The sequence below is a fragment of the Pseudomonas sp. GW823-FHT04A03 genome (assembly GCF_058796615.1).
Genome location: NZ_JBXAIV010000001.1, coordinates 422,485 through 441,485 on the forward strand (window position 1 = coordinate 422,485; position 19,001 = coordinate 441,485).

At 62.3% G+C, this 19,001-nt stretch carries 12 protein-coding genes; 3 read left to right on the forward strand and 9 right to left on the reverse strand.

Annotation, left to right across the window (positions count from 1 at the left end; genetic code table 11):
* Nucleotides 1-29: 29 nt before the first annotated feature.
* The 3 genes from AC1Q9F_RS01835 to glgB all read left to right on the forward strand — a co-directional run bounded on the left by AC1Q9F_RS01835 (nucleotide 30) and on the right by glgB (nucleotide 7,758).
* Nucleotides 30-2,027, forward strand: coding sequence for an alpha-1,4-glucan--maltose-1-phosphate maltosyltransferase (locus AC1Q9F_RS01835; RefSeq protein ID WP_492619164.1), 1,998 nt, complete (start codon nucleotides 30-32; stop codon nucleotides 2,025-2,027).
* Between the two features lie 146 nt (nucleotides 2,028-2,173).
* Nucleotides 2,174-5,515 carry a maltose alpha-D-glucosyltransferase gene (gene treS / locus AC1Q9F_RS01840; RefSeq protein ID WP_492619163.1) on the forward strand — a complete coding sequence of 1,114 codons (3,342 nt, stop codon included), beginning with the start codon at nucleotides 2,174-2,176 and terminating at the stop codon, nucleotides 5,513-5,515.
* A gap of 2 nt (nucleotides 5,516-5,517) precedes the next feature.
* Entirely contained in the window at nucleotides 5,518-7,758 is a 2,241-nt protein-coding gene (gene glgB / locus AC1Q9F_RS01845) for a 1,4-alpha-glucan branching protein GlgB (RefSeq protein ID WP_492619162.1), read from the forward strand.
* A 148-nt stretch (nucleotides 7,759-7,906) separates the two neighbouring features.
* Here the strand turns inward: glgB and AC1Q9F_RS01850 are convergent, their stop codons facing one another.
* The 9 genes from AC1Q9F_RS01850 to glgX form a co-directional block, all read right to left on the reverse strand.
* Complete coding sequence (locus AC1Q9F_RS01850) at nucleotides 7,907-8,977, reverse strand: autotransporter outer membrane beta-barrel domain-containing protein (protein WP_492619161.1); 1,071 nt, start codon at nucleotides 8,975-8,977, stop codon at nucleotides 7,907-7,909.
* Between the two features lie 323 nt (nucleotides 8,978-9,300).
* A complete protein-coding gene (locus AC1Q9F_RS01855) occupies nucleotides 9,301-11,772 on the reverse strand; it encodes an autotransporter family protein (RefSeq protein WP_492619160.1) in 2,472 nt (823 codons plus the stop codon).
* 192 nt (nucleotides 11,773-11,964) lie between these two features.
* Nucleotides 11,965-12,762: an endonuclease/exonuclease/phosphatase family protein gene (locus AC1Q9F_RS01860; protein ID WP_221533837.1), complete on the reverse strand. Its 798-nt coding sequence runs from the start codon at nucleotides 12,760-12,762 to the stop codon at nucleotides 11,965-11,967.
* A 91-nt stretch (nucleotides 12,763-12,853) separates the two neighbouring features.
* Nucleotides 12,854-13,615, reverse strand: coding sequence for a PIG-L deacetylase family protein (locus AC1Q9F_RS01865; RefSeq protein ID WP_207986125.1), 762 nt, complete (start codon nucleotides 13,613-13,615; stop codon nucleotides 12,854-12,856).
* Nucleotides 13,616-13,798: 183 nt separating this feature from the next.
* Nucleotides 13,799-14,458, reverse strand: a complete 660-nt coding sequence (locus AC1Q9F_RS01870) for a glycosyltransferase family 2 protein (protein ID WP_207986126.1) — start codon at nucleotides 14,456-14,458, stop codon at nucleotides 13,799-13,801.
* Nucleotides 14,455-15,054 carry an SAM-dependent methyltransferase gene (locus tag AC1Q9F_RS01875; RefSeq protein ID WP_492619159.1) on the reverse strand — a complete coding sequence of 200 codons (600 nt, stop codon included), beginning with the start codon at nucleotides 15,052-15,054 and terminating at the stop codon, nucleotides 14,455-14,457. Before AC1Q9F_RS01875 ends, AC1Q9F_RS01870 begins: the two co-directional genes overlap by 4 nt.
* Nucleotides 15,051-15,809 carry a PIG-L deacetylase family protein gene (locus tag AC1Q9F_RS01880; protein ID WP_492619158.1) on the reverse strand — a complete coding sequence of 253 codons (759 nt, stop codon included), beginning with the start codon at nucleotides 15,807-15,809 and terminating at the stop codon, nucleotides 15,051-15,053. The genes AC1Q9F_RS01875 and AC1Q9F_RS01880 overlap by 4 nt, the downstream gene beginning before the upstream one ends.
* Entirely contained in the window at nucleotides 15,806-16,804 is a 999-nt protein-coding gene (locus AC1Q9F_RS01885; RefSeq protein ID WP_492619157.1) for an acyl-CoA dehydrogenase family protein, read from the reverse strand. Before AC1Q9F_RS01885 ends, AC1Q9F_RS01880 begins: the two co-directional genes overlap by 4 nt.
* Before the next feature lies 1 nt (nucleotide 16,805).
* Nucleotides 16,806-18,965 (reverse strand): glycogen debranching protein GlgX, encoded by a 2,160-nt coding sequence (gene glgX / locus AC1Q9F_RS01890; RefSeq protein WP_492619156.1) that lies wholly within the window; start codon nucleotides 18,963-18,965, stop codon nucleotides 16,806-16,808.
* Nucleotides 18,966-19,001: the final 36 nt, after the last annotated feature.

Sequence of the window (19,001 nt, forward strand, 5' to 3'; positions counted from 1 at the left end):
GTCCTTGGGGCGTTAAGGAGAGATGCTCAATGACTGCTGAAAAACCCTCCGAACTGAGCTACAACCCGCACATGCCGCTGTCGCAGGCTCTGCTGCTGCCGCGCATCGTCATTGAAAACACCGTGCCGACCCTCGACGGCGGACAGTTTGCGGTCAAGGCAATTGCCGGCCGGGAGATCGTGGTCACCAGCAAGGTGTTCGCCGACGGTCACGACAAACTGGCGGTGCGTATCCGCTGGCGCGAAGAGGGCGATGAAACCTGGCAGACCGAGGTCATGAGCGATCAGGGCAACAACGGCTGGCGCGGTGTGTTTCAGCCGCAGCGCATGGGCCGCTATCTGTTCCTGATCGAAGCGTGGATCGACCAGTTCGCCAGTTTTCAGTACGAACTGGAGAAGAAACACACCGCCGCCGTCCCGGTCAGCCTCGAACTGCAAGAGGGGCGCACCATGGTGCAACAGGCCGCCGAACGCAGCGAAGGTCAACTGAGCGAGCAACTGGCTGGCCTGCACCACGAATTGTCCGGCCTGCTCGAAACCGAGCAGGTCGCGTTGTTTCTGCACTCGCGCAGTGCGCAACTGATGGCCGAGGCCGATCATCGCGCCTACCTGAGCCTAAGCCCGGAGTTTCCGGTGGACGTCGAGCGCGAACTGGCGGAATTCGCCAGTTGGTATGAACTGTTTCCCCGCTCGATCACCGACAATCCCGCCCGCCACGGCACTTTCAATGACGTGCACTCGCGCCTGCCGATGATTCAGGACATGGGCTTCGACGTGTTGTACTTCACGCCGATCCACCCGATTGGCCGCAGTCACCGCAAGGGCCGCAACAATTCCCTGACCGCCGGCCCGGACGATCCCGGCAGTCCGTATGCGATTGGCAGCGAGGAGGGCGGCCATGAAGCGATTCACTCGCAGCTCGGCACCCGCGAGGACTTCCGTCGGCTGGTGGCTGCCGCCGCTGACCATGGTCTGGAAATCGCCCTCGATTTCGCCATCCAGTGTTCCCAGGATCACCCGTGGCTCAAGCAGCATCCGGGCTGGTTCAACTGGCGGCCGGACGGCACGATCAAATACGCCGAGAACCCGCCGAAGAAATACCAGGACATCGTCAACGTCGACTTCTATGCGCCGGAAGCGATTCCGAGCCTGTGGGTCGAGCTGCGCGACATCGTGGTCGGCTGGGTGCAGGAGGGCGTGAAGATCTTTCGCGTCGACAACCCGCACACCAAACCGCTGCCGTTCTGGCAATGGCTGATCGCCGACGTGCGCACGCTTTACCCGGAAGTGATCTTCCTTGCCGAGGCCTTCACCACCCCGGCGATGATGGCGCGGCTGGGCAAGGTCGGTTACACCCAGAGCTACACCTATTTCACCTGGCGCAACACCAAGACCGAACTGGCGACCTATTTCAGCGAACTCAATGAATCGCCATGGCGTGAGTGCTACCGGCCGAATTTCTTCGTCAACACCCCGGACATCAACCCGGCGTTCCTGCATGAGTCGGGACGTCCCGGATTTCTCATCCGCGCGGCGCTGGCGACCATGGGTTCGGGCCTGTGGGGCATGTATTCGGGGTTCGAACTGTGCGAATCGGCGCCGGTGCCGGGCAAGGAGGAGTACCTCGATTCCGAGAAGTACGAGATCCGCGTCCGCGACTTCAACCAGCCCGGCAACATCATTGCCGAGATCGCCCAACTCAACCGCATCCGCCGCCAGAACCCGGCGCTGCACAGCCATCTGGGCCTGAAGATCTACAACGCCTGGAACGACAACATTCTGTATTTCGGCAAACGCAGCGCGGACGGCAGCAACTTCATTCTGGTCGCCGTCAGCCTCGATCCGCATAACGTTCAGGAAGCGAATTTCGAGTTGCCGCTGTGGGAAATGGGCCTGCCGGACGATGCCACCACCCACGGCGAAGACCTGATGAACGGCCATCGCTGGGACTGGCACGGCAAGTACCAGTTCATGCGGATCGACCCGGCTTACCAGCCCTTTGGAATCTGGCGCATTACTTCTTCCTGATCGTTCCCACGCTCTGCGTGGGAATGCCGTCATGGACGCTCTGCGTCCGCCTTTGGGACGCAGAGCGTCCCGGTATGCATTCCCACGCGGAGCGTGGGAACGATCAGTAGCAGGTTCGGCTTCAATGAATTGAACAGGAGTTTCACATGGCGAAGAAACCCAAGTCAGCCACCTTCATCAAGGATCCGCTCTGGTACAAGGACGCGGTTATCTATCAAGTTCACGTCAAATCCTTTTTCGACTCCAACAACGACGGGATCGGCGACTTTCCCGGCCTGATCGCCAAACTCGACTACATCGCCGAACTCGGCGTCAACACCATCTGGCTGTTGCCGTTCTACCCCTCGCCACGCCGCGACGACGGTTACGACATCGCCGAATACCGGGGCGTACACAGCGATTACGGGACGATGGCCGATGCCAAGCGGTTCATTGCCGAAGCGCACAAGCGCGGGCTGCGGGTGATCACCGAGCTGGTCATCAACCACACCTCCGATCAGCACCCGTGGTTCCAGCGTGCGCGCAAGGCCAAGCCCGGTTCGGCGGCGCGAGACTTTTATGTGTGGTCGGATGACGACCAGAAATACGACGGCACCCGGATCATTTTCCTCGACACCGAAAAGTCCAACTGGACCTGGGACCCGGTGGCCGGCCAGTACTTCTGGCACCGCTTCTATTCGCACCAGCCCGATCTGAATTTCGACAACCCGCAAGTCATGAAAGCCGTGCTGTCGGTGATGCGTTACTGGCTGGACATGGGCATCGACGGCCTGCGCCTGGACGCGATTCCGTATCTGATCGAACGCGACGGCACCAACAACGAAAACCTTCCGGAAACCCACGACGTCCTCAAGCAGATCCGCGCCGAAATCGATGCCAACTACCCGGATCGCATGTTGCTGGCCGAAGCCAATCAATGGCCGGAAGACACCCAGCTGTATTTCGGTGACACCGACGCCGAGGGCGTGAATGGCGATGAATGCCACATGGCGTTCCACTTCCCACTGATGCCGCGCATGTACATGGCGCTAGCCCAGGAAGATCGCTTCCCGATCACCGATATCCTGCGTCAAACCCCGGAGATCCCGGCCAATTGCCAATGGGCGATTTTTCTGCGCAACCACGATGAGCTGACGCTGGAGATGGTCACCGACAAGGAGCGCGACTACCTCTGGAACTACTACGCCGCTGACCGCCGCGCGCGGATCAACCTTGGCATTCGCCGGCGGCTGGCACCGTTGATGGAACGCGATCGCCGTCGTATCGAGCTGCTAAACAGCTTGCTGCTGTCGATGCCCGGCACGCCGACCCTGTATTACGGCGATGAAATCGGGATGGGCGACAACATCTATCTGGGCGACCGCGATGGCGTGCGTACACCGATGCAATGGTCGATCGACCGCAACGGCGGATTTTCCCGCGCCGATCCGGCCAGTCTGGTGCTGCCGCCGATCATGGACCCACAATACGGCTATCAGTCGGTCAACGTAGAAACCCAGGCCGGCGATCCGCATTCGCTGCTGAACTGGACCCGACGCCTGCTGACCGTGCGCAAGCAGTCAAAGGCATTCGGTCGCGGCACCTTGAAGATGTTGTCGCCGGCCAACCGTCGCGTGCTGGCCTACACCCGCGAATACACCGGCCCGGACGGCAAGCACGAAACCATTCTGTGCGTGGCCAACGTGTCGCGCAGCGCCCAGGCCGTGGAGCTCGACCTGTCGGCCTACGTCGGCATGGTGCCGGTGGAGATGCTCGGCGGTAACGCGTTCCCGCCCATCGGCCAGTTGAGTTTCCTGCTGACCTTGCCGCCCTACGGTTTCTACTGGTTCGGCCTGGCGGCGGAAAACCAGATGCCGAGCTGGCACGTTGAGCCGGCGCAGAGCCTGCCGGACTTCACTACGCTGGTGCTGAAAAAGCGCATGGAGGAACTGCTCGAAGCGCCGTCCCGCGCCACCCTCGAACAGACCATCCTGCCGAACTGGCTGCAGAACCGCCGCTGGTTCGCCGGCAAGGACGCTGCGATTGACCAGGTGAAACTGGCCTACGGCGTGCGCTTCGGCGACGCGCAGCATCCGGTGCTGTTCAGTGAAATCGAAGTGCAGAGCGGCGGACAGACCAGTCGTTATCAATTGCCATTCGGCTTCATTGCCGAAGATCAGGTCGGGCCGGCGTTGCCGCAGCAACTGGCCTTGGCCCGAGTGCGTCGGGTGCGTCAGGTCGGGTTGATTACCGATGCGTTCAGTCTTGAAGCGTTTATTCGCGCGGTGCTCGAAGGCATGCAGGGCGGGACGGTGCTGGAATCCAGTGAGGGTGAAATCCGATTCGAGGCAACGTCGCAACTGGAAAAACTCGGCCTCGGTGCGGAGTCCGAAGTGCGCTATCTGTCCGCCGAGCAATCCAACAGTTCGGTGGTGATCGGCAACAGTCTGGTGCTCAAGCTGATCCGCAAAGTCGCTTCCGGCGTACACCCGGAACTGGAGATGAGCGCTTATCTGACCGCTGCCGGATTTGCCAATATCTCTCCGCTGCTCGGTTCGGTGATTCGCCGGGACGGGAAGGGCGAAGACAACCTGCTGATGATCGCGCAGGGTTATCTGAGCAATCAGGGCGACGCCTGGGAATGGACGCAGAACAACCTCGAACGGGCGCTGCGCGACGAACTGGCCGACGCTGTCTCCGAACAGGCGCAGCACTACAACGCCCTGGGTGAACTGAAGGATTTCGCCGGCATGCTCGGCCAGCGTCTTGGGGAAATGCATCAGGTGCTGGCAACGCCGAGCGACAACAAGGACTTCGCGCCACAGGTCAGTTCGGCCAAGGATGTGCAAGCGTCCGGCAAGGACGTCGGGGCTCAGGTCGAGCATGCGTTGAAGCTGCTCAAGCAGCATCAGGGCGAACTCGATGCGGCGGATCAGAAGCTTGTCAGTCGGTTGCTCGACAACAAGAAAACCATCCTTGCCCATGTGCAGGAACTGGCGAAGCAATCCGCTGGCGGCTTGCGGATCCGCGTGCACGGCGACCTGCATTTGGGGCAGGTGTTGGTGATCAAGGGCGACGCGTACCTGATCGACTTCGAAGGCGAACCGGCGCGGCCACTGGCCGAACGCCGAGGCAAGCACAGTCCGTACAAGGACGTCAGTGGCGTGCTGCGTTCCTTCGACTATGCCGCGGCCATGGCCCTGAATGTGCACAACGTCGACAACAGCCCCGAGGCCGAAGCCGCGCGTCGGCGGGTCACGGAGCGTTACCTGCGTGAAGCCCGGGAAGCATTTCTCCAGGCATATCGCCAAGCGGCAGCTAGTCTTGATCATGCTTGGCAAGATCCTGAAGGTGCCAACGCCGCACTGGCGTTGTTCGGTCTGGAGAAAGCGGCCTACGAAGTGGCCTATGAAGCCGAAAATCGCCCCACCTGGCTGCCCGTGCCGCTGCACGGTCTGTATGGGTTATTGACGGGGCTCAAACCCTTTTCCGATCTTGGTGGAGAGTAGTCATGAGTTTCTCGAACAAGGAACAGGGTCACGTTAACGAACGATTGCTGCCCAGGGCGAAGGACATCGATGCCCTGGTGCGCGCGGAACACCACGACCCGTTTTCCATTCTCGGCCCCCACGGCGATGGCGCCGGCGGGCAGTTCATCCGGGCGTATTTGCCCGGCGCGTTGAGCGTCTCGGTACTCGACCGGCACAGCGGCGAAGAGCGCGGTCCGCTGGAAGCCACCGAAACGCCGGGGCTGTTTGTCGGCCATTTCGACGACGCGCGGCCGTACCTGCTGCGTACCCGTTGGGCGGGTGGCGAACAGGTCGCGGAAGATCCCTACAGCTTTGGTCAGCTGCTCGGGGAAATGGACTTGTATCTGTTCGCCGAAGGCAATCACCGCGACCTCAGCAGTTGCCTCGGCGCGCAGCTGAAAACCGTCGATGGCGTCGACGGTGTGCGCTTTGCCGTGTGGGCACCGAATGCCCGGCGGGTGTCGGTGGTCGGCGATTTCAACGTCTGGGACGGCCGGCGGCATCCGATGCGCTTGCGACATCCGTCCGGCGTCTGGGAGCTGTTCATTCCGCGCTTGCAGGCGGGCGAGTTGTACAAATACGAAATCCTCGGCGCCCACGGCATCCTGCCGCTGAAGGCCGATCCGATGGCGCTGGCCACCAGCCTGCCGCCGGACACCGCGTCGAAAGTCGCCTCGCCGTTGCAGATCGACTGGCAGGATCAGGACTGGATGAGCGGCCGTCGCGAGCGCCAGCAACACAATGCGCCGCTGTCGATCTATGAATTGCACGCCGGTTCCTGGCAATGCGAACTCGACGATCTCGGCGAAGTGTCCCGCCAGTACACCTGGCCGGAGCTGGCCGAGCGCTTGATTCCGTATGTGAAGGAGCTGGGTTTCACCCACATCGAACTGATGCCGATCATGGAGCACCCGTTCGGCGGTTCCTGGGGTTATCAGTTGCTGTCGCAGTTCGCCCCGAGCGCTCGTTACGGCACGCCGGATGAATTTGCGGCGTTCATCAACGCCTGCCACCAGGCCGATATCGGGGTGATTCTCGACTGGGTCCCGGCGCATTTTCCGACCGATACCCACGGTCTGGCGCAGTTCGACGGCACGGCGCTGTACGAGTACGGCAATCCGCTGGAAGGCTTCCATCAGGATTGGGACACGCTGATCTACAACCTCGGCCGCACCGAAGTGCACGGCTACATGCTGGCGTCGGCGTTGCACTGGCTGAAGCATTTCCATGTAGACGGGCTGCGGGTCGATGCAGTGGCTTCGATGCTGTATCGCGACTATTCGCGCAAGGCCGGCGAGTGGGTGCCCAATCGTCATGGCGGTCGCGAAAACCTGGAAGCCATCGACTTCCTTCGCCACTTGAACGATGTGGTGGCGCTGGAAGCACCGGGGGCGCTGGTGATCGCCGAGGAATCCACGGCGTGGCCAGGCGTCAGCCAGAGCACCCAGCAGGGCGGTCTGGGGTTTGCCTACAAATGGAACATGGGCTGGATGCACGATTCGCTGCATTACATCCAGCAGGATCCGGTGTACCGCGCCCATCACCACAACGAGTTGAGTTTCGGTCTGGTCTACGCCTGGTCCGAGCGTTTCATCTTGCCGATTTCCCACGACGAAGTGGTGCACGGCAAGCATTCGCTGATCGACAAGATGCCCGGTGATCGCTGGCAGAAATTCGCCAACCTGCGCGCCTATCTGAGTTTCATGTGGACCCATCCGGGCAAGAAGCTGCTGTTCATGGGCTGCGAGTTCGGCCAGTGGCGCGAGTGGAATCACGACCAGCAGCTGGACTGGTATTTGCTGCAGTATTCGGAACACAAAGGCGTGCAGAAACTGGTCGGCGACCTCAACCGGCTCTACCGCGAAGAGCCGGCGCTGCACGAGCAGGACGATGCGCCGCAAGGCTTTCAGTGGTTGATCGGCGACGATGCGATCAACAGCGTTTACGCATGGCTGCGCTGGAGCAAGGACGGAACGCCGGTGCTGGTGGTGGCCAACTTCACCCCGGTGCCGCGCCAGTCGTATCGCGTCGGTGTGCCGTTTGCTGGACGCTGGAAGGAATTGCTCAACAGTGACGCCGACACGTATGCCGGTTCCAATTATGGCAACGGCGGCGGGGCGTTCACCGAAGAGGTCGCCAGCCATGGGCAGGCGTTGTCGCTGGAATTGAATTTGCCGCCGCTGGCGGTGTTGATCCTCAAACCTGAGGGCCCGAGCGCGTAACTCGACCCCACGCGCAATACTGATCATTCCCACGCTTCGCGTGGGAATGCCTCAAGGGACGCTCCGCGTTCCAGCTCTGGAAGGGACGCGGAGCGTCCCGGGCTGCATTCCCACGCAGAGCGTGGGAACGATCATCTGAGGCTCATCTTCACCACCGCATCCGGATCCCCAGACTGCCAATCAACCCGTTCAGGTCATTGTCATCCACGTCGCTGCTGTAATCGGCGCTGACGTACAGGCTGACCGTCGGCGTCATTCTGGCCACCAGCCCCAGTCCGACTTCAACGGTCGAGGATTTGCGGCTGCTGCTGATCTTGTCCACCTGATCCAGCGTCACCGTGTTGCCGGTATAAACCGTGTGCCACAAGTTCGTGCGCACGTAAGGTTCGACCGGCAGACCGTTCAGATCGTAGCTGCCTTTCAAGCGTGCACCGACCCGGCCGCTCCACGATGAAATGTCGCTGGAAGACGCATTGCCCGAGCCCGCATAGGGCGTGTCCAGGGTGATGCGCTGGTTGATCAATTGCGCCTGCGGTTCAACCACCCAGTTTTCCCCCAGACCGATCGGGAATCCGCCTTCCACCGACAGCGTCATCGCGCTGCCTTCGGTAGCCAGGCGTGCGCCTTGCTCGTTACGGCTGAAACCGCTGACCCGGCCGCCACTGGCCGACAGATCGACGTGCCAGCCCTGCGGGCCGATCAGGCTGTAGTAAGCGCCCAGGCTCTGGCCTTGCAGGTTGAGGGTGTCGGTGGTCGGGTCGGCGAGGGCGCGGCTGGTGATCAGGCCGTTGCTGTTGCCCTGAATCTGACTGACCCCGCCGATCAGGCCGACCTGCTGGGTGTGGCCGCTGCTGCTTTTCAGGGTCAGCACGGCGGGGCCCTTGAAGTCGCCAGTGCCGGGCATCGCGAAGCCCGGGCTGAGGACATCGGTTTGTGCCTGGCGGGAGGTCGCTCCGTAAAGCTGATCCCAGGCCGAGGGGGCGAGGTCTTCGGTAATCAGGTTTGTCCCGCGCAGATCCGGCTGTGGGCTCAGACGTTGCGGGCCCGGGGTCACGACCGTGGCGGGCAGGGTCATGACGGGAATGTCCTGGCGATACCAGGGCGTCGCCTCGTCCGCCACAGGACCCGCCTGCGCCTCCATGGACGAGCACAGCAAGATAGAACTTGAAACAGTGCAAAACGTTATTTTGATCTCTTGTGAGGTGAGTGAAGTTTTCATGGAGGTCTACCTTGCTAGCGCACGCGGTATCTCGCCTTGGCGTCTCTCCTACCCCGAACGAGGGGCGACCGAATGGAGCGTGGCGAACCCGTGGCCGCCCGTTTTGACGAGTGACCCGGGGTTCGCCCCGAGTAGTATTTCCGGGGGTAGTAAGGTAGAGCTAAGAAGACCCGAGCCCTTGCGTCAAGAAATTGGACGATGAGCGGTATGGCTAATTTAGAGGTCGCAAGCGTTTGTTTTTCTGCACATATCTAAGTTGTTGTTTGCAGGGAAAAACACGCTTCGAGCCGCGAAACAGAGCGCTTGCTTAGCCTGCTATCGGCCTACCAACTGATGCGAATCCCCAGATTTCCTGCCAGACCCCGCAGGTCGTTACTGTCAATATTGCTGCTGTAGTCGGTGCTCGCGTAGACGCTCACGGCGCGGTCAAGGGTCAGCACGACGCCGAGACCGACATCCGCGGTCGACGATTTCTGTTCACTGTCGATGGTCGTGGTGCCGTCGAATGTCACCGAATCGGTGCCGGAAAAGGTGTGCCACAGATTGGCCAGCAGGTACGGCTCCAACGGCAATCCGTTGAGCTGATAACGCCCCTTGAGCCGTGCGCCGAGGCGTCCGGTCCATGCACTGTCGGAATCGAACGATACCCGTGAGATGCCGTCGTCCTGGCTGTCGAGCGAGATTTTCTGGTGGATCACCTGCGCTTGGGGCTCGATCACCCAGGTGTCATTCAGGGCGAACGGGTAACCGGTTTCGGCGGAGAGCGTCAGGGCGTGGCCGCGGTTGTCCAGTTTCAGCCCTCGGTCGGAACGGCTGTCGCCGTCGAAACGCGTGCCCATCACCACCGTATCGACGTACCCGCCGTGCGGATCGGTCAGCGTCCAGTACAGGCCATAACTGTCGCCTTCCAGTTTGATCTTGCCTGCGCTGTTGTGTTCGAAGCCTTCGTTGAAGCCGTCCACATCGCCGCGAATCCGGCTATGGCCGACGAACAGGCCGATGCGTTGGGTTTGACCACCCGAGGTCTGTGAACTGTACAGATCGTTGCCGACCTGAAACCCGTTGAGTGAGCCGTCCAGCCTTGGCGTGACGGTGCCGGCCCAGGTCTGGTCGAGGTTCTTGCCGTAGACCCGGCCCCAACCGGCGCTGAACGCACCCGTTTCGCTGAGCAGGCGTTGTTCGCCCTGACGGTCATGGAAAGTACCGAGAGCGCTGAGGGTCAATTGGGCAGCCGCGGGTGGCAGGACTGACCAGGTGGGGACCTCGGGACGATAGATCGGAATCGGCGCCTCGCCTGCCACGGCAACCGGAAGCACCGGCAGAGCGGTCAGTGACAGATCCGGTTGCCCGGATTCCGAAATGATCGCGGCCGCCACCGGCACAGGCACTACCGGCACCAGAAGCGGAGGCTGTGTCGGATCGGAATTGGGCACGCTCACCACCTGAGGCGCGACGACAGCGGAGCGCAAATACCAGCTGTTTTCGGTGCCCGCGGTGACCCCGCCCTTGAACAGGTAGTAATCGTAGGCACCCTTTGAGACCGGGCCGTTGAGGACGAAGGCGGAATTGTTGCTCACCGCAGTACCCTGGGCCTGCACCAGTTGAATACCGTTTTCCAGCGTCAGCCCACCCGGCCCGCCGAGGTTGCTCACGGTGATGGCGGTCGTGCCGCTCAGGCTGCCGTTGTTGACCACCAGTTTGTCACTGGGGGCGCCGTCGCCGTCGAGTACGCTTTGCAGCAACAACTGTCCGCCATTGCCGACGTAGTTGCCGTTGATCGTCAATGTGTCGTCGGTGCGGCTGTTGTTGCGGGTCAGATCGATCACGCCCGCGTTGTTGAAGGTCGCCGCTTGCCCGGCCACGGCGGGTGATACCGCGCCCTGAGTCGAAAACACGCTGCTGCTGGCGTCGACGTTCAGCACCCCGGTGCCGCTGACGCTATCGCCGAGCATTAAGGTGCCCGAGCCCAGGTCCAGTTGCGAGGCGTTGTTCAGGTTCACGGTTTCCCAATTACTGAAGCGCGCCGGCAACGCAGTGCGGGTGTTGTCGAAGGTCAGCACGTCGTTGCCTGCGCCACCATCCACGTTCGGCGTCAGTGTCAGCACACTGTCATCCAGATTGCGCAGCGTGGCGCTGTCGTTGCCGTCGCCCATCACAATCGCCGAGCGGATGATCCCGCCGCTCCAGAGCAGCGTGTCGTTACCGGCGCTGGCGAGGATCGAGCCGGCAATTTCGCCGCCGGTCACGGTGATGCTGTCGTTGCCGCCGCTGACGCTGATGTTGCCGCCGATGCGCCCGCCGGAAACGATGATGGTGTCGGTTCCGAACGCGGTGACCAGATTGCCGAGGATCTGTCCGCCGGACAGGTCGAAAATATTGTTGTCGAGTTTCATGTCGACCCGGCCTATGGTGCCGCCGGTCATGCGGGCTACATCGCCGTCTTCGAAGGCACCGACGATGGTGCCACCGGTCATCAGAAAGGTATCGCGGCCGTCGCCCTGATTGACAGCACCGGTAATGACCCCGGAGTTGATTTCGGTCCGATCGGTGCCGGCGCCAAAAGTCACGTTGCCGTTGATTTGGCCCGTGCCGTTGGCGGGGAGGGTCAGGCTGTTGTTACCCGAAAGATCGGTGAGCGAACCGCTGTTGCCGCTGTCGCAGGTGAAGGCATCGTTGCCAGGGCCTGGGACCAGCGAACAGGCGGCGAAAGTCGTTGGGCTGTTGAGCAGCAGAAGGGAGGCAGGCACCAGTAAAGCCTGCGGCAGTGCCCACAGGTATCTTGAGTCGCGCATCATGACGATTGCCTTCGGCTGAATTCGCGAAATTCATCCTTGAGCGAGCCATGCGCGGACCTCTGGTGCAACTAAGGCATTACGTGAAGTCCGTGCTCTAACGACTTGTCTGCGCGATCCTTGAGCTGTCTTAGGTGTAGAAGATTCTGCTCGCCGATCAAACGCAACTGACCAACGGCCATGTCAGATTCGCCACTACAAATGCACTTCAACCGCCAGCGGCAAGTGATCCGAGAGATGCGTCCACGGTTTGTTGCCGAGGATCTGCGGGTCGTGGCTGCTGGCATTGCGCAGATAAATCCGATCCAGTCGCAGCAACGGGAACCGCGCGGGGTAGGTCTTGGCCGGGCGGCCGTGATGACGTTCGAAGGCTTCGTGCAGGTAGTCGCGGCGGGCGAGGGCGACGTTGCCCTGCAACTGCCAGTCATTGAAGTCGCCGGCGATGATCACCGGCGCATCGTCGGGCAGCGATTCGAGCAACTGGCAGAGCAGCTGCAACTGCAATTGCCGATGGCTTTCGAGCAGGCTCAGGTGCACGCAGATGGCATGCACTTCGGCATGCCCCGGCACATCCAGTACGCAATGCAACAACCCGCGCCGTTCAGGGCCGGTAATGGAGACGTCGAGGTTGCGGTATTCGCGGATCGGGTATTTCGACAACAGGGCGTTGCCGTGATGGCCATCGGGATAGACCGCATTGCGGCCGTAGGCAAAATCGCTCCACATGCTGTCGGCGAGGAATTCGTATTGCGAGGTCTGCGGCCATTCGTTGTAGCGGCTGGAATGCCGCTCGTGTTCGCCCACCACTTCCTGCAGAAACACCAGATCGGCCGAGGTGCTGCGCACCGCTTCACGCAGTTCCGGAAGGATGAAACGTCGATTGAGCGCGGTGAAACCCTTGTGTGTATTGACCGTCAGCACCCGCAGGCGATGGATGGCGGACGGGGTCGAGGTCTGCGCGTCGACGGCATGACGCTTGGGATCGCTGGACACGTTCACTCCTCTGAATCATGGCTGCCTGTTCATGCGACTGATCCGGGCGCGGGCAGTTCACTTTGAGTGGCTGCCCGCGCCCGGCGGATCGTCAATCGACGAAGACGATTTCGTAGGGCAGGCGCATGCGCTCCAGAATCGACTTGGGCAGCAGCGGCGCGATACCGATCGCCGGTTCGCCATTGAGCTGGCTGGCGTAGGCGTGGGTGGCGTGGCTCTTGCGCGCGACGGTCCAGGTGTCGAGGCGCAGCTTGCGTGCGCGATGCCACGGGATCTGCGCCTGATCCCGTTCCGGCCAGTGCCAGGCCCAGACCGGCACATCGTGATAAGTGGCGCCGACCTGTTGTGCTGCTTTGGCACTCGCCCGGCCGACCACTTCATGATCGGCGGTCCCGTCTTCGCGCCAGGTGCTGAACACCACATCACCGGGGCGCAGGTAGCGAGCGATGAAATCGGTCAGTTGGGTTTCCTGGTCGAGCAGGGCGTTGTCGGTGAAACCGCCGCGCACCCATTTCAGGCTGTGCATCGGCAACCCCAGACGGCGCAGGGCTTCGACGCTTTCCTGTGGGCGGAACACGCTCAGGCGTTTCTCCGACCATTGGCGCGAGCCCGGATGACTGGCGCTGCCATCGGTGATCGACAGCAGTTGCAAGGGATGTCCGAGGCTGGAAAGCAGTTGCAGCAGGCCGCCGCAGGTCACCACTTCATCGCCGGGGTGCGGGGCGATGACCACGGCGCGGGCACCCGGTGGCACCAAAGTATGGGTATTGATAACGGGAATATTGTCGAGCTGCGGGGCGCTGTTCCAGATCTGCGCCGGCAGGCCGCTCTCGCTGAGGGATAACGGTTTCATGAGTGATACGTCCTTGTTGTGTCTCGCCCTCAGTCGCCCAAACGCTGGTGATACCAGGCGTGTGCGACCCGTGAAGGCTGGTGGATAGCCCTGCAGCGCTCCGAACCCTGGATTGCTGCGCAGCAGAGTATTGCTCAAGACGGGCGGTTCGTCGCGTCACAGATCAACCTGATCCGCTTTTTTTTATTCAGTCTGTGCCAACTGTCGCAGATAGGCGCCAAAACCGCCGCGTGCGCGGCTGTCCAGACGGGCGCTGGTGATGACTTGCGGGCGATGGCTCCAGGCGATGCTGGCCCCGGAACGCTCGAGTTGACGCACCAGTTGCACGTCTTCATCGCAGGGCAATGGCTCGAAGCCGCCGGCGCGGACGTAGGCTTGCGCACTGACACCCAGATTGGCGCCATGGATGTGCCGGTGACCTTCGCAGGCCCGGTAATCACGGTGATAGCGAATCTGCGCCGCTTCATCGAACCCGTCCTGCCACCGGTCAACGGTCACCGTGCCGCAGACGGCATCGGTGCCCAGCCCCAGTTGTGCCACCAGCCAGTCTTCGGCGACCCGACTGTCGGCGTCGGAGCAGGAAATCCAGCGCGCACCGCGCTCAAGCAATTGTTGCGCACCGATGGCCCGCGCCTGGCCGACATTGCGCGCTTCGATGCTCAAAGCTTGCACCGGATACTGGCTGACGATGTGCGCCGAACGATCGGTGCAACTGTCCAGCACCACCAGAATTTCCACCGGTTCACCCGCCAGCATGGGATGCCCGCCAGCTCGCAAAGCAGCGTGCAGGCAGTCATCAAGCCATTCTTCTTCGTTGTGCGCAGGAATCAGGATGCCAATCATCGCAACCCCTCCAGCGCGGCCACCGAGCGGGGTTCGCGGCTCCAGACTTCCAGCAGGAAATCCGCTTCCTGATGCAGGACCAATCGCGGCAGGTGCAACTGTTCGTGAATCAGGTCGTGAACCTGTCGCGCATTGAGCGGGCAGCCTTCGATGGGCGGGCGCCAGTGACAGGCCAGCAATTGCCCGTCCGCCGTTAATGAATCGCTGATGCGCCGGATGACCTCTGTCAGATCCTGTCGATCAAGGTAGTAGCCGATTTCGCTGAATACGATCAGGTCGAATTTTTCCTCAGGCCAGTCGCCCGGCAAGCGACCGTGCCGCACCTCGGCGTGGTCGAACAGGCTCAGCCGGGTACGCGCCAGATTGGCTGCGGCGGCGCTGGTGTCGCAGCACAACAAACGATCGCAGCGTTCGGCCAGTGCCGCACTCAGTTCACCGTTGGCACAGCCCGGCTCGAAGATGGCCCGGTAGTGCGGGCGGGGCAGGGCCGCCAGGGTCACGAGGCGTTTGCGTTGTTCGTACCAGCGCTGGCGAAATCCCCACGGGTCGTTATTGCCCGCGAACAGGCCTTCGAAGTAGCGATCCTCGACACTCATAGAAAGACCACCTCGAACGGTTGCAGCAGTCGATCGATGACATAGGGTTTGAGCACTGGAGCCAGGCCGGCGTCGGGATCGCCTTCCAGCTGGCTGGCGAAGGCGTGCACCGCATGACGCTTGCGAGCAACCTGCGCCGGGCTGAGCAGGATTTTGCGCGCCCGTTCCCAGGGCACAATGGCGTCTTCGGGCGTTGCCCAGTGCCAGGTCCAGACCGGCAGTTCGTGGCAAATCGCGCCTACGCGGCGCGCCGCTTCGACGCTGGCGCGGCCGACGGCTTCGTGGTCGCTGTGGCCGTCTTCGCGCCAGGTGGTGAAGATCACGTCGTCGGGTTGCAGATAGCGGGTCAGGTATTCGCACAGCATCGACTCGCGCGCGGCGACCTGGGTGTCGGGGAAGCCGCCGCGCAGCCACTGCAACTGGTGCATGGGCAGGCCGAGGCGGCGCAGGGCTTCGGCGGATTCCTGCGGGCGCACCACACTTAGACGCTCCACCGACCAGCGGTCCGAGCCCGGATGACTGGCGCTGCCATCGGTGACCGAGATCAATTGCAGGGTGCGTCCCGCCTCAGCGAGTCGTTGCAGCAGCCCGCCGCAACCGAGCACTTCATCGTCCGGGTGCGGAGCGATCACCACGGCTCGCGATCCCGGCGGGACCAGATCAAGAATGTCGATGCTGTCCACCGCCGCCAGATGCCGTGAGCCCTGCCATTCCTGCAGTGAAGTTCCCTCGCCGACGATCGGATTGCGCTTCATAGCGACCAACTCGCGCGCGGTTGCTGCGCAATCAGTTGGCCCAGTGCTGCCAGATCCCGTTCGGCATGGCTCTGGCGCAGATAAACCGGCAAGTCGGCCGCCAGGCGGGCAAAGTGCGGATCCTTGCAGAACGGCCCGGCGCCGAGGGCCCGACCGGTCTCGCGGATCACCAGTTCAGCGGCATCCTCGACCACGGCGCGAACACGGCGGGCCAGCAACTCGGCGTTGGCGTGGGGATTGCTGTCGATTTCCAGAGCGCTGACGCGCAGCGCTTGAGCGGCGCCGTGCAAGGCGCTGTCGATGGCGCCCAGACTGGCTAGCGCATAGGGTTCTTCACGCCGCGCACATTGCTGGCGCAAGCGCTCGCCGATCTCCCTCGCGGCGCCGTACCAGCACGCAGCGATCCCGATCCCGCCGTGCCAGAAACCCGGACGTTGCAGGTAGTCGCCAGGGTCGCCGATTGCCTGGGCCTCCACATCATCGAACAGCACCTCGACGCTGCCGGTGGCCGCCATGCCGACCGCTTGCCAGCCCTGATCGGTCACGCTCACCCCCGGTTGATCGAGGGCCACGGCCACCAGTTGTTGACGATCATCCTCATCCCAAGCCGTAAGCAGGGCATGACTGAGCACCGTCGCGCCGGAGCACCAGGCCTTGCGCCCGTTCAACCGCACCAGTTGCCCCGAACGGCTGACCCGAACCCGCGCCTGCGGTGGTTCGGCCGCCCACATGCCCCACGTGCTGCCGGGCGTCGGCGAGCCACCGAGTTGCTCGATGATCGCCAACGCATCGGTATGGCCTTCATAGAGTTTGCACAGCCCCAGATCATGCCCGCCGACCTCGGACAGCCGTTGCCAGCGCTCCAGCGTATGACCGCTGCCGGGCAGTGGCAGACGGTCGAGGCCGGCCTCGACCATTTCCCGCAGACACGTGCCGAGGGCAGCCGTGTCGCGGAAATCCGGGGTGTGCCGTGAGAGATAGCCGGGCAAGTCCATGTCAGTCCTCTTCGTCACGTTGCAGTTCGAACAGCAGCAGCGAACGCCCGGTGACCGAGTACTCGTGACCGAACGTGAAGCGCTCCTGACCCCGGATCGATGGCTGGTTGGTGTCGATCATGCAGGTCCAGAAACTGCCTTCCGGCACTTCCGGCAAGGTGAAGTTGACGATGTCGTGATGGGCGTTGACCACCAACAGCAACGTGGCGTCGGCACCCTTGCGGCGAATCCCGGTTTCCTGGGCGCGGCCGTCGAGCAACATGCCCATGCAGCGGTTGTGCGCGTCATGCCAGTGTTCGGTGGTCATCTCGGTGGCGTCCGGCGCAAGCCAGGTCACGTCCTTGACCCCGATGTCCTCGTTGTATTCGCCGACCAGAAAACGCCCGCGTCGCAGGATCGGGTAAGCCAGGCGCAATTTGATCAGGCGTTTGACGAATTTCAGCAGGGCCTTGCCGTCCTCGCTCAGGTCCCAGTTGACCCAGCCGATTTCGCTGTCCTGGCAATAGGCGTTGTTGTTGCCGTCCTGGGTGCGGGCGAATTCGTCGCCGGCTACCAGCATCGGCGTGCCTTGGGACAAGAGCAGGGTGGCGAAGAAATTGCGCATCTGCCGGTGGCGCAGCGCATTGATTTCCGGGTCGTCGGTGGGGCCTTCGACGCCGTGGTTCCAGGACAGGTTGTTGTTGCTGCCATCCTGATTGTTTTCGTCGTTGGCCTCGTTGTGCTTGTCGTTGTAGGACACCAGATCGTTGAGGGTGAAACCGTCGTGGGCAGTGACGAAGTTCACCGACGAATACGGCCGACGACCACGCTGGTTGAACATTTCCCCGGAGGCGGTCATGCGGCTGGCGAAATCGGCGAGCTGGCCGTCGTCGCCTTTCCAGAAGGCGCGCACGGTGTCGCGGAACTTGTCGTTCCACTCGACCCAGCCCGGCGGGAAGTTGCCGACCTGATAACCGCCGGGGCCGCAGTCCCAAGGCTCGGCGATCATTTTCACCTGACGCAGCACCGGGTCCTGGCGGCAGGCCACAAGGAAACTGTGGCGTTCATCGAAACCGTCGTGATAGCGGCCGAGAATGGTCGCCAGATCGAAACGGAAGCCGTCGACGTGCATCTCGCTGGCCCAGTAGCGCAGCGAGTCGGTGACCATTTGCAGCACGCACGGGTGGCTCAGGTCGAGGGTGTTGCCGGTGCCGGAATCGTTGATGTAGAAGCGCTTGTCGTCCGGCATCAAGCGGTAGTACGAAGCGTTGTCGATCCCGCGCATCGACAGGGTCGGGCCTTGCTCGTTGCCTTCGGCAGTGTGGTTGTAGACCACGTCGAGAATCACTTCCAGGTTGGCCTCGTGCAGGTGCGCGACCATTTCCTTGAACTCGGCAATCTTGCCGCTGGCCAGGTAGCGCGGGTCCGGGGCGAAGAACGCGATGCTGTTATAGCCCCAGTAATTGGTCATGCCCTTGTGCAGCAGGTGCTGGTCGTTGACGAATGCATGGATCGGCAGCAATTCAACAGTCGACACGCCGAGTTTGCGGATATGTTCGAGCACATCGTCGACCATCAAGCCGGCAAACGTCCCGCGCACGTTCTCCGGCACGGAAGGGTGGCGCATGCTGATGCCGCGCACGTGGGTCTCGTAAATGATGGTTTTGTCCCACGGCACGCTGACGCGATGGTCGTGGCCCCAGGTGTGCGCCGGGTCGATGACTTTGCACTTGGGGACGAAGGGCGCGCTGTCGCGCTCGTCGAAGCTGAGGTCGGCGTCCGGGTGGCCGATGGTGTAGCCGAACAGCGCCTCGGACCATTTCAACTGGCCGACCAGTTGTTTGGCGTACGGGTCGATCAGCAACTTGTTGTGGTTGAAGCGGTGGCCGTTGGCCGGGTCGTACGGGCCGTAGACCCGGTAGCCGTAAATAAGGCCCGGATGCGCATCGGGCAGGTAGCCGTGGTAGATCTCGTCGGTGTATTCCGGCAGCTCGATGCGTTCGAGTTCGACTTCGCCGGCATCGTCGAAAATGCACAGCTCGACCCGGGTGGCGTTGGCGGAAAACAGCGCGAAGTTCACCCCCAGACCATCCCAGGTCGCACCGAGCGGGAAGGGCAGGCCTTCACGGATGCGCGAGGGTTCGGCGTGCGCGGCGGGCTCGGCTTTCTTTGGACGGGTCATAGGTGCTCCTGCAAAAAATCGGGGTGGGCATTTTTC